Annotated in this window: 6 protein-coding genes; all 6 read right to left on the bottom strand. The window is 43.8% G+C overall.

From position 1 onward, the window contains the following. Positions 1-5: 5 nt before the first annotated feature. The 6 genes from MgSA37_RS10815 to xyl3A all read right to left on the bottom strand — a co-directional run bounded on the left by MgSA37_RS10815 (position 6) and on the right by xyl3A (position 13,507). Complete coding sequence (locus tag MgSA37_RS10815; RefSeq protein WP_096351857.1) at positions 6-2,453, bottom strand: glycoside hydrolase family 2 TIM barrel-domain containing protein; 2,448 nt, start codon at positions 2,451-2,453, stop codon at positions 6-8. A gap of 43 nt (positions 2,454-2,496) precedes the next feature. Then, positions 2,497-4,953 (bottom strand): beta-galactosidase GalA, encoded by a 2,457-nt coding sequence (gene galA / locus MgSA37_RS10810; RefSeq protein WP_096351856.1) that lies wholly within the window; start codon positions 4,951-4,953, stop codon positions 2,497-2,499. Positions 4,954-4,998: 45 nt separating this feature from the next. After that, positions 4,999-7,044, bottom strand: a complete 2,046-nt coding sequence (locus MgSA37_RS10805; RefSeq protein ID WP_232010837.1) for a beta-galactosidase — start codon at positions 7,042-7,044, stop codon at positions 4,999-5,001. Between the two features lie 63 nt (positions 7,045-7,107). After that, entirely contained in the window at positions 7,108-8,694 is a 1,587-nt protein-coding gene (locus MgSA37_RS10800; RefSeq protein WP_096351853.1) for a GH39 family glycosyl hydrolase, read from the bottom strand. A gap of 56 nt (positions 8,695-8,750) precedes the next feature. After that, a complete protein-coding gene (locus tag MgSA37_RS10795) occupies positions 8,751-10,904 on the bottom strand; it encodes a glycoside hydrolase family 3 C-terminal domain-containing protein (protein WP_096351851.1) in 2,154 nt (717 codons plus the stop codon). 8 nt (positions 10,905-10,912) lie between these two features. Beyond that, complete coding sequence (gene xyl3A / locus MgSA37_RS10790; protein WP_096351849.1) at positions 10,913-13,507, bottom strand: xylan 1,4-beta-xylosidase; 2,595 nt, start codon at positions 13,505-13,507, stop codon at positions 10,913-10,915. Positions 13,508-13,582 lie beyond the last annotated feature (75 nt).

Genomic DNA, 13,582 nt, shown 5'->3' with positions numbered 1-13,582 from the left:
TTAATTTATTTTTTTAGAAATGACCTGATAATTAAAGCGGCCCCGGGCATGCCTTGTGAACTCACATCAAGTTTAATGTCGCCCGCTCCATGAGTACTTCTGATTACGACCAATGCATGCCCGTGCCATGCTTTGCGCGTATTTCCGGTATAAGAGTCGGTGTCTTTCATATCCGCATTTGCTACACCTGCAATTGTACCGGGGCCTTCAATTTTAAAGTGCAGAAGGTTTACTGCATTTGGTTGTAATATACCGTCTTTGTCAGTTATCTCAATAGTGACAAAAGACAAGTCCTGTCCATTTGCTACAATTTCTTTACGATCAGCACTTAATTGAATTTTCGCAGCATCGCCGGAAGTTTGCAGAATCTTCGATTCCATTTCCCTACCGTTCTCCACCCCTATTGCCTTAAGTTGACCAGGCAAATAGGCTATAGTAAATAGCGCTTTATGTTCCTGTTCATCGGTCGTTTGCTTCTCGCCAATAAGTTTATTGTTAAGGTAGAGTCTCACTTTGGGGTATTTTGAATAAATCTCTACCTGAACGTCCTTTCCTTCATACCCTGGCCAGGTCCAGCTTTCCCAGGTCGGCCACACCGACCACCATGTGTTCTTAATTTCCAAAGGGGCCGGTTCAGGCTCACGAACAGCCATGAAAAGTTTTTCAGTGTTATCATACAACATGCTTCTATAATGTGATATGGGCTTTCTCCAGCCTGTTATATCTATGTCACCACAATAAGCGCCATGCCAGGGGAAAAGATCATGCTCCCAGTGCTCACCGGGTACGTCACCTGAATAATACCAACGACCTATCCCTGATTCTCCGAGATAATCTACGGCTGTCCAAACAAAATCTCCGATAACATAATTGTTGTTTTGCACCAGCTTCCAATTGGCAAAGGCGTCCTTCGGGTATGACTCTGTTTGAAAAATTATCCGCGAAGGAACCCTTTGATGGTCCGAAGGTGCACTCCACAAATGATAATTATAGCCACCAACGTCATGGGCAGCCATCAGGGGATCAAGGGCCGGCCAATCCTTGCCAGCTTCCACAATAGCAGATGTAACAGGGCGGGTAGTATCTATTTCTTTTACAGCATTGGCAAGCATCCTGGCTGTTTCAACAGCTTCGGGGCTCCCCCGCTCCACTATTTCATTGCCAATACTCCACATCACAATTGAAGGATGGTTACGGTCGCGCAAAACCATCGCATCTAAATCACGTTTCCACCAACGATCAAAATACTGCGCGTAGTCATATTTCTTTTTCCCCGACCGCCAGCAGTCAAATGATTCATCAACCACTAAAAGGCCCAATCTATCGCAAGCATTTAAAAACGCTTCGGATGGGGGATTATGAGAAGTTCTTACAGCGTTAAATCCGGCTTCTTTAAGCAACTCGACTTTACGTTCTTCAGCACGGTCAAAAGCAGCTGCGCCCAGGCAACCATTATCATGGTGCATGCAGCCGCCATTAAGTTTCACCACCTTGCCATTCAGCTGGAAACCATTTTGGGCTGTAAATTTTATGGAACGTATGCCAAAATTGGTTTTTGTTTCGTCAACAATATTGTTATTTTGCACTAACTGAATCCGGGCATTATATAAATGGGGAATTTCCGGTGTCCAGAGCAGCGGATCAGTCACCGTTATGGTTTGAGCGATTTCCTGCTCACTATTGGCAGCCAGTTCAACCTTTTTTTGACTATGACCTGCATTTTTATAATTTCCATCTGCTAAACGGGTGCTGATAAGCACACTTTGAGCAGAGCCTGTTTGGTTCTTTACCAACGTTTTAATTTGAACGGTTGCTTTTTTTGAAGAAACATCGGGAGTGGTGATCGCAACACCCCAGTCAGCAATATGTACGGCGTCAGTAACCATCAACCAAACATGGCGATAGATACCGGAACCACTGTACCACCTGCTGTTCAGCTGTTGGGAATTATCTACTCTTACCGCAATCACATTTTCGCTATCAAAATCCAGGTAAGGCGAAAGGTCATAACTAAATGATGAATAACCATAGGGATAAGTTCCAAGCGATTTTCCGTTAATGAAGACTTCAGAATTCATATAAACGCCTTCAAAATAAATAGAAATTTTTTTGCCTTTCCATTCACCCGGCGCTTTGAAAGACTTTCGGTACCAACCAATACCTGCCGGAAAATAGCCCCCTTCGCCGCCGGTTGAGTTTTCAGGACTTATTTTCCCTTCAATACTCCAATCGTGTGGCAAATCAAGGCTCCGCCAACTCATATCGTCAAAATCCTTTGATTTTGCTAATGCTGTATCTCCCTGAAAAAATTTCCAACTATAATCGAATAGTTGTTTTCGCTCAATTTTCCCGGGAGTTTGAGCATGGCATACCATATTGCCAGCCAAAAGCAGGCAGGCTATAATTATTGTTTTTAGGCGATATACTTTGTTATTAATACGCTGTTGTTTCATAATAATCTATTTTTTGAAGAAGCGACATGTAAGTACTTCAACTTTATTGAACTTTTAAGACAACCTCGTCTCCTTTGAGTGTTCCGGAAGCGGCTTTTAACCGGATTTCCCCGGCCTGTTTATTTGATTGAACCAGCACCAAACAATATCCGTTGAATGCCATCCGCTGGCTGGCTTTATCTGGTTCGTGGCTGCTGGGGTTGCCGTTGCCCGTGCCAATAATTCTCCCTGGTCCGTCAATTGAAAATGTGACCAGATTGTCAGCCACGGGTACTACCCTGCCTTGTTTGTCTTTTATGACGACCCGGATGACCGCCACATCGCAACCATCGGCCTTAAGTACGCTGCAGTCGCTTTTCAATGCCACCTGTGCCGGATCGCTTGTTGTTTCAACAATGTCAGTTGTTACCAGCTTCCCTCCTTTATAGCCCCTGGCTTCTAGCTTACCCGGCTTGTAAATAAGCTTCCAGATCAGTTTGGTATAAGGAATGGCTTTTTGGGTGCCTATTCTTTTGCCGTTAAGGAGTAACTCCACCTCATCGCAATTAGTGTAACAATGTACCTGTATGCTGTCCCCAACTTTCCCTGGCCAGTTCCAATGCGGAAAAATGTGGACTACCGGTTCATTTGTCCAGGCCGCTTTGTAGGCATAGTACCCGTCTTTGGGGAAACCGCAAATATCCATAAACCCGAAATGGGACGTAACACAGGGCCATTGGTATGGTGTAGGCTCCCCTCGATAGTCAAAGCCAGTCCAGACAAACAAGCCTCCGAGATAGGGATATTTAACAATATCCGCCCAATCTTCGCCTGGCAGCGGTCCCCAGCCGGGTTGCCATAGCCCGAGGTTCGAAACATAACCCTTTCCCCAATCGTTCTGATACTCCCCGCGGGTTGAAATAAAACTGGTGGCTTCTGTACAAAATTCGATCCGGTTAGGATATTTTTCATGGTCTTTTACATAAGCCAATCCTTTGTCACCATAGTTATAGCCCACAACGTCCAGCACATCGCTGTAGCCACCTTCGTTCCGTCCATGATTCATGGCGGCCGTCACCGGCCGGGTAGGATCAATTTTATGGGTAATGTCAACCATTGTTTTAAGTATCCTCGCCCCGGTAACCGTGCCCTGGATCCATTCTTCATTTTCCATACTCCACATAAATATGGACGGGTGGTTGCGATCCCGGGATAACATGGTTGTTAAATCTTTTATCCCCTCTTCAGAACTTGACAACATGCGATTTTCGTCCAGTACCAGCAAACCCATCCTGTCACACATGTCAAGCAGCTCCGGTGTAGGGGGATGATGGGAACAACGATAAGCATTACAACCTACTTCTTTGAGCAGCTTTAATTTGTATTCGTTTATTTTATCAGGAAGGGCCACGCCAATACCAGCAAAATCCTGGTGGTTGCAGGTGCCCTTTACAGGATAAAGTTTTCCATTCAGAAATACCCCATTCCGGGATATTTCGATGGTCCTTACCCCAAAAGTGGTTTCGTAATTGTCAATGATATTCCCGTTTTCAGCAACTTCGGTTAATATTTTATAAAGATTGGGGGTTTCGGGCGACCAAAGCAGGGGCTTTTGAATAGCGCCTTTTTGTGAAACCTCCGTTGTGCCAAATGGCTCAATTGCCTGGGTTGAAGTCTTAGTGGCAAGAACGACTCCTTTATTATCGACAATCTTAGAGATCAGTGTAATATTTTTAATTGCTCCGTATTCGTTTTTAATACTGGTTTTTATGTTTACAGCAGCTTCATCCGGCGAAACTACAGGCGTTGTAACATAAGTACCAAAGCGGTCAACATGGAGTTTGTCAGTTTTATTGAGCCAAACATGCCGGTAAATTCCGCAGCCTTCGTACCACCAGCCTTCGTATTCGGTCGCGTCAACCTTTACCAAAATAACATTTTTACCTTCGTTACCGTAACGCAAAATATCTGTCAAATCGTAGTTTGAAGGGGTGTAGCCGCTTTGGTGGCTACCCATCAACTGACCATTCACCCAAACGGTACTATTCCTGAAAATCCCGTCAAATTCTATCGATATTTTTTTCCCTTTATCGGATTCCGGTATTTCGAATTCTTTTCTGTAAAAGCCTATCCCACCAGGCAAATACCCGCTAACAGCAGGCGCGCTCCCGATTGATTTATCATTAACAAAAGTCCCTTCCACACACCAATCGTGGGGCAGGTCTACTTCTCGCCAGTCTTCGGGTTTAAAAGTGGATGCTTTATCCACGTCGGTATAAGCAATAACGGCTTCTTTATTTGTTTCAACTTTGACGTTGATATCCGTTAAACCACCATAACCGGCAGCTTTTACTGCGCGTTTTATGGCGATATCCCCTTTATGGAAATGCCAGTTAAAATCAAAACACTCTTTGGTTCTTTTGGAAAGACCCGTTTGCTTCGCATTTTGCGACATTCCTTTTATCGCGGACAGCAATAAAAAAAAGCAGATGACACAATATTTTACTAACCTTTTAAACATTTATCTATATAATTTCTTCACGCACAATATGGTTACAGGATCTCATTACTTAATTTCAATTAGTTCAGGCTCTTCAGACGGCAGTGTAAAACTATCCACAAAGGTTTTACCTGTCAGTATACCTTTAAAGGTGCCTTTTACCCGAATTTCAGCCGGAGTGCGGCCTATGTTAAGATACAGAATATGATTTTTGTCAATTTGCCTGGCCATTACACCATCGGGTACCTGCGGCCCTTTTTTTATGCCAAGTTCATCTATCAGTTTATCAAGCAATGGGCCCAGTACCTCGCCGCTTGCAGGCAACCCAACGTAAATAGCCCTGCCTTTGCCGTATTTGTTAGATGTAATAATCGGATAATCTTTATCTAAGCTGGTTATATTACCGACAATTTCGGCGCCTTTTGATTCGATAACATCAAACCGGGTTGATTCAGTTCCAATAGTTTTCCCCTGATAATTTAATTGAATTCTTTTGCCTGTAAGCGATGCGCGGGATATTTCGTTCATCGGCTCTGTTTCTTCATAACCTGCAACCCGTATTCCGAACACGTCGTTTAAACGGCCCGGGTGGGTGGATGCAAATACTTTCCCGGTTTCGTCAACCACGGCAGAATTACTGGTCATAATTACCGTTCCGCCATTTTTTACAAAGTTCCGGATTTTATTGGCAGTGGTTTGGTCCATTACCGTTACACCGGGCACAAAAAGTAATTTATAGTTTAATGAGCTCTTGCTGATCTCAACAACGGGGGCGTCCATATTGCGGGAATAAAACAAATTCCAGCAGGCCTGTAATTGCTGGTCCTGCGTCTCGGGGAAAACACGGCTCGCTATCTGACTTGGAAAGGAAAATGCCAGGCCAACTTCAGGGCTGGGCTTGTAAGGAAGGAATTTTTCGATCTTTTTAAACTCAGTAGCTATCTTTTTGTATTCGTCATATTTACGGTTGGGAACTCCGTCCCAATCAAGCATACCTTCCAGGTATTGTTCCTCGCCCGACCACATGCTTTGCCATGTCCACCCGCAAACCATTTGATTGCCGTACATCAGCGTGGCATAGGCCGATTTTCTGATCGAATTAGGTACCGCGGTCATTGTGGTAAACTCGCTGCACCAGAAAGGGGTTGGACTTTCAAACTGGATACGTGCAATTCCAAACAAAGCATTCATCACACCCCAATTCGTTATTAAAGACCCTCCCGGATAAAAGCCTGCACCTTCACGTGTCAATTTGCCTGAATAAGCTATCTCTGAATAATCGAAATATTTCATATCGCTGTAATACCATGCGTTGGTATTGGTTAAAGCATTTGGCGCGTTTGAATTAACCACGTTAAGTACTTTAAAAAGCAACTGATTAACCTCATCAGAGATAAAACGCCTGAAATCTAATATTTTCTCGGGGGCGCCGTTTTTTTCGCCGGTTGCAGGCAGTCCAACTTCATCAAAATCGTTAATTCTTCTTGACCAGCGTTGTGTAGCCCAGGCTTTGTTGAAGTTATCGAGGGTCGAGTATTTCTTCGTCAACCAAATAACAAACCTTTTTCTTACTGTTTCTGAATATGAAATAGGGCCATCACCAGACTCATTATCAATACCAAAAGCCAATAGTGCCGGGTGTTTGGCATAATGTTTTGTAAGTGTGTCCGCAAAGCGCAGGGCATATTTCTGGTACATCGGATCGCCTACGTCAACCATGTAGCGATGGTTGGGATACTGCACATTGCCACCCGGACTTGTAACATCCATTGAGGGGTATTTATGGTGCAGCCAGATGGGCGCCGGACGGATAGCGATATCAAGGATCACCTTGATCCCGGCTTGGTTCAACAGGTCCATCACCTTATCGAACCAGTCAAAATCGAACTTGCCTTCAGACGGTTCATAACTATCCCAGGCCAAATGGCCCATACGAACGGACGTAAAACCGGCAGCTTTCATCAACTCTATGTCATTCTTAATTTTTTCAATATCCTTATTATCATGCGGATGATAATTGGAACCGACATATAATGTTTGAGCCTTAACTGACAAGCCGGTCAGCAAAAGCATGGAAAACATCAAAAAATATTTATTAATTATTTTTATCATTGGATTTATTTGCAAGGTGTTTAGCTATATATCTCTTTTGTTTATTGTTGCTTACTGTGCCGGTTAATGTTTAACCAGGTTGATCAGGATAACATCATTTTCCCTTATATCAAAATCGCTGGAAAGAACGGCGCCTGGTTTTATTTCAATTTGCCGTATTTCCACGGGAGCACCATTCTGTTCCTTTAACTTTTTAACCTGCTGCAAGTTTAGCTGTCCCGGTCTGCCCATATCCACATAGCCGGTGTAGGCATCGTTCACTCTGTAACCTACTTTATAAATTTCCATCGTGTACTTTCCAGCCGGCATATGCGATAAATTTACTTTTACTTTACCTTTTGTTTTGGCGGGCAGATCCTTAATATAATATGCCTGGTTGTTTACTGAATCGGGCAGCGTATAGGTATAATCCCATAACAATACCTGAACATTTCCCTTGTGATTTTTGCAGGCCCATGAAGAGCTGTCGCGATTGGCCAATTCAGTTTCACCCAGTTTGTTTAAAAAAGAATAGGCAAAAAATGCAGGCTTTTTGATCCCTTCAATGTTCATTAAACCAAACCCGCCGTGAAAAGGAGTAAAGCGAGGGCCGGACTCTTCAAAAATATCGGTAAACGTCCAGTATGACATTGAGTTGGCCTCGGTTCCCACTTGTTTTAATTTTTTAAGGATATATGCCGCTTCGTGATAACTGTCATGAAGAGGGTCAGCAGGTGTATAAGACGAGCTCCATTCTGTATAATGCAATTCCAGTCCGGGGATAGCTGAACTTTGGATTTGCTTGCGCGAATTCAAAACGTCGCCACTAACGCTCCATTCGTTTTTGTCGAGGACTGTCCCCGCCCAGCCGTGCTCATCCAAAAATCCTTGCTTTACGCCGTAAGAGTGTGTGCTGACAAAATCGATAGGCACCGAATTATTTTTACAAAAAGCTATCATTTCAGGCACCCACGCCGCTCCTGCAGTTGCCGGGCCACCCACTTTATATGCCGGATTTACGCTTTTAATAGCCCTGGCACTATACTGGTACAGTTTGAAATAGTCGGCCTGGGAACCCGTCCAGAAACCATCTTTCAAATTCGGCTCGTTCCAAACTTCAAAATACCAGGTCTTCACTTCATCGGTTCCGTATCGCGCTGTAAAATGTTGTGTCAGGTTACGGATTAGCCCCTCCCATTTGTCATAATCTTTGGGCGGCGTTACATTGCCCCGCCACCAGAAAATGGTTTTACTGCCGCTGGCAAGTGCGCCCGGCATAAATCCCAATTCTACGAATGGCTTCATGCCGATGCTGATAATGTAGTCATACAAAGCATCAACATACTGGTAATTATATAGCGGGTTGCCTTTATTGTCTTCGCTGTAAACAGCCATATCATCGGTAAGCAATCCGTGCATCCGGATATATTTAAAACCACATTCTTTCCTGGCAATAGCCAACTGCTGCTGCCAGTCGGCTCGTAACCCTTCATTTGCACGGCCAGCACCTACACACGCTTTAAATGAAGTATTCAAAGGCCCTTTTTCTTTTTTTAAGTCAACGCTGATTATTCTTTCAGCTTTTGCTGCCTTCTCACGGCTGTTACTTTGGGCAAAAACATTACCAAAAAGTAAGCTCGCCAAAACAAGTAATAAATATTTCCTTTTCATTTTATAAATATGCGCCCCCAATTTTGCAGGAGACCTGTTAATATTACAGTTTTAACTTACCTGACAATAATAGTAACTATTTGCCTGATATCTTTCGATGAAGAAGCTGCCATTATTTTATATTGACCAGGTTCAACAACCCACGTACTTAACTTGCTGTCAAAATAGGCGAGATCGCCCGCATTTATATTTATGGAAACAGCAGCGGTGGTTGCCGGCGCTATCATCATCTTTTTAAATGCCTTTAGTTCTTTCGCAGGCCTTAAAACCGAAGGATTTAATTTACTGACGTAAAGCTGAATAACCTCTTTACCGGCAACGCTGCCCGTGTTCTTAACTTTTAGCGATACCGTTATTTTGTCACCAGGTTGGTAGTTTGTCTTGTTGGTAGTTAAATCGGTATAGGTAAAATTGGTGTAAGACAAGCCGTAACCAAAACAGTATAAAGGATTAATATTCTTAGTATCATACCAGCGATAGCCAACCAGTATGCCTTCTTTATAATCAGCCGTGAGGTTTTTACCCGGATAAGTATTTAAGGCAAAAGCCGGTGAGTCGTTTAATGAGACAGGGAAAGTAAACGGCAACCTGCCGGATGGATTCACTATGCCTTTTAAAACATCGGCCAATGCATTCCCGGCCTCCGAGCCGTTAAACCACGACCAAACAATGGTATGGTTTGATTTTTTAATTTCATTCAGGTTGTACGGAGCGCCAGCCATGATAACAATAATTGTATTGGGGTTGGCTGCAGTGACTGCGTCAACCAATGCCTGCTCTCCGAAAGGCAGCTCCAGGTTTTTGCGGTCATGACCTTCGCTTTCATACTCGCGATTTGAGCCGATGCACAAAATGGCAATATCGGTTGTTTTTGCAAGCGCTACGGCCTGGCCGATAAGGTTTTTGTCGGGTTGATCATAGCCGCTATTCTGGGCGTCAGTATTGTTTGCCGAATATTCAGCCTTGTAACCCTGGGCAAAACTGATGCTGGCTGTTTTGCCAAATCTTGATTTTATACCTTCTAATGCTGTTACCTCATGCCTTGCTTTTACGCCGGCGCCATACCCACCCAAAGCAAATGTACGGGTAGCATTATCGCCTATTACCGCAATGCTTTTAATTTTACCTGCGTTCAACGGCAGTAAATTAGCATCATTTTTCAATAAAACGATAGATTCCGACGCAATATCGTATGCGCTTTTGGTGTGGGCAGGTGTAGCAATGGCCCCTTCAGGGTGATTTGCACTCATGGATGTATGATAGATCAGCCATAAAATTCTTCTCACTTTATCATCGATTGTTTTTACCGAAACCTGGCCCGCTTTTACTGCCGCAAGCAATGGTTTAGCAAAATACCATTGATCATACGGCCCGCTTGATCCCATTTCAATATCAAGCTCATTGTTTGCGGCAGCAACGGTATGGTGCACGCCGCTCCAATCTGACATCACGAGGCCTTTAAACCCCCACTCCTTTTTTAGTACTTTGTTCAATAAAAAATCATTCTCAGAACACCAGTAGCCATTCACTTTATTATAAGCCGACATAACGGCGTAAGCATCCCCTTGCTGCACAGCGGCTTTAAACGCCGGCAAATAAATTTCGCGCAGCGCTCTTTCATCAACTATTGTGTTTACGCTGTCGCGATGAAATTCCTGGTTATTAGCAGCAAAATGTTTCACGCAGGCAGCCACATGCTGACTTTGAATCCCTTTTACTGACTGAATAGCCAGCTGACTGTTCAAATAGGGATCTTCGGAATAATACTCGTAAGTACGGCCACAAAGCGGCATTCTGCAAATATTGAATGCCGGTGCAAGCATGATATTCTTGTTTCGGGCATTGGCCTCCTCCCCTATGACTACACCGTATTTATTTGCCATTACTGGGTTCCATGTTGCTGCAATTGCCGAACCATTTGGTAAAAATGTGGCGGAATCGGTGGTCCAGTTGGCTGACGCCCAGTCGAAACGTTTGATCTCCTCGCGCACACCCAGCGGGCCATCGTCGCAAGTTAATTCGGGAATACCTAAACGCGGTACACCTGCTGAAGAAAACAAAGCATTGCCATGAAGCATTGCGATTTTTTCTTCAAGGGTCATTTTTTTAACTATACTATTGATTTTTATCTGAAGATCTGTTTCATTTTTAGTTTGTGCAAAAACGCTGACAAACAGAAAAAGCATTGCGCATGTGATTATATATTTCATAAACGATTTTATTGCAAAATTGAAATTATGGCTGTTTTTAAATCTTTGGAATCGGAACTACTCCCATAATAAACCTCATATTCTCCCGGGGTAACCGTCATTTTTTGTTGCCTCAAATCGAAAAACTCAAAGGAGGAAGGATTCAGGTTAATGGAAACTTGTTGGCTTTTTCCTGCGGGAATTTCCACGCGTTTAAATCCCCGTAGTGTTTTTAACGGACCTTCAACGTCATTCATTTTACGAACATAAACCTGCACAACCTCAACACCATCGCGCAGTCCGGCATTTGTTACCGGCACGGTTAACTGAATAGTTTCGTTGGTTCCGATTGCTGTTTTACTCAACCGGGCTGCGCCAATGTTGAACGTCGTATAACTCAAGCCATAGCCGAAGGGAAAAAGGGCATTGTTCATAAACCTGTAAGTGCGGCCTTTCATGGAATAATCTTCAAAATTGCCCAACTGCTCTGAATTTTTATAGAATGTGACGGGTAGCTTTCCTGATGGATTGTAATCGCCAAATAATACATCGGCAACAGCCTGTCCGCCCGATTGGCCGCCGTACCATGCCTGCAGTATGGCATCGCAACTTTCAGTTTCGGGCGTCAAAGCAATAGCAGAACCGGAACAGTTTACAAATACAACTTTTTTACCAGCTTTTTTCAGGGCCTGCAAATATTTACGCTGTGATGCAGGAAGGTTAATGTCCGTGCGGTCCCCGCCTTTAAACCCGGGGATTTCTAACGGCATTTCTTCACCTTCTAATTTGGAAGAAATTCCGCCAACAAACACCACTTCGTCTATTCCTTTCAATTTGTTGATCAGATCATCATAATTTACAGGTATTTCCCGGCCAAAATTCAGTTTTAAACTGGCGTTTACCCAGTCAAAAACCGCCGAATACCTGATTTCAATTTTGTATTCCTTTCCGGATTCTACCTTAAAGGGAATTCTGAAAGGTACAGCCTGGTACGAATCCTTATTTAGTAACGTGTCGCCGTTAACTACTATTTGGCATCTTCCGGCATACTCCAATTTAAAAACCAGCATTTCTGATCGTAAAGCTTTATAAACCGCTTCATATTTGCCTGAAAATCCCTTGAGGTTTATCCCAGTGCTAAATTGATGCTGGCCAGCCGTTGTTAACTGTATGGGGTTGGTGATCTGATCATGTGCCGCCACGTCACCCTTGAAATCCTTGTTGTTCCAATAGGTTGCCTTTATCCCTTTTTTACCATCAAACGAGGAGTTTCCAACAAAACTTTCGGTGATCATATCCTCAGTAATATCGCAGCCCTTGTCGTAAAATATCGCGCCGGCCGGGAGTTTGGATTTAATTCCATCAAGCACAGTAACAGTATTTGCCGGATAGCCGTTGTAGTTGCCCAACATCACCGGTTTTTCATCGGCATTCGGGCCAATAACCGCAATTTTTTTTACTGATCTGGACAAGGGCAGAATATTGTTTTTGTTCTGCAGCAAAGTCATTGATTCCTGCGCCATTTGAAGCGCCAGTTTCTGATGATCTTTGGAATTCACGACCGACATGGGAATTTTTGACCAGGAAACCAGTGAATCGCTGTCCATTTCGCCAAGGTCGAAACGGCCAACCAAAACCCGCGTCAAATGCTTGTTTATTTCATCCTCTGTAATCAACCCTTTTTGAACCGCCTGTGGAAGTTTACCAAATGCGTATCCAAACCCGCATTCAACATCGGTACCCGCCAAAACAGCTTTGGAAGCAGCATGGACATCATCGGATGAGACTTTATGATTGTTATAAAAATCGGCTATCGCGCCGCAGTCGGAAACAACTAAATATTTAAAGCCCCAATCATCCCGAAGTATTTTTTCCAGCAAGCGGTTGCTGCCACAGCAAGGTTCATCGTCCAAACGCTGGTAGGCACACATCACTTCGCGTACATCAGCTTCCTGTACTAACGATTTGAACGCCGGCAAATAGGTTTCCCATAAATCGCGGGGACTTATATTATTGAGGTTCAACGTATGCCGGCTCCATTCGGGGCCTGAATGAACAGCAAAATGCTTGGCACAAGCAAGCAACTTTTTATACCTTGAATCGGAAGGGCCCTGCAGGCCGTTGACCACCGAAATGCCCATGCGCGAGGTTAAATAAGGGTCTTCGCCATAGGTCTCCTGTCCGCGGCCCCAACGCGGGTCGCGGAATATATTTATATTGGGTGTCCAAACCGAAAGGTTCAGAAACGCACGGTTTTCTTCGCCATTTTTCCTTGCCTGGTTGTATTTGGCACGAAATTCGTCGGAAACAGCATCAAACACATTGTAAACAAGTTTATCATCAAATGAAGCAGCCATCCCAATCGGCTCAGGAAAGACAGTAACATCATTGCTTTGTGCGAGGCCATGCAAAGCCTCGCTCCACCAATTGAACTTTTTTATTCCCAACCGGGGGATAGCTTCTGACTGATCGCACATCAGCGCAGCTTTCTCTTGTAATGACAGGCGGGATATTAAATCCTTAGCCCTCTCTTCAGAAGTCAACTTAGGGTTCTGATAGGGCAACTGCCCAAAGAGATTTAACGAAAACAATAAAATAGTACCAATTATTAAACCTCTTTTCATATAATATTTTGCATCTTAGATACACTTTCCCCGAATCCTGCCGGTATCCATTAGCCTTTAAATAATTTACGGCTT

The organism is Mucilaginibacter gotjawali (assembly GCF_002355435.1).
GTDB lineage: Bacteria > Bacteroidota > Bacteroidia > Sphingobacteriales > Sphingobacteriaceae > Mucilaginibacter > Mucilaginibacter gotjawali.
The sequence above is the reverse complement of the archived record's forward strand: the minus strand, read 5'-3'. Positions and strand labels throughout refer to the sequence as shown.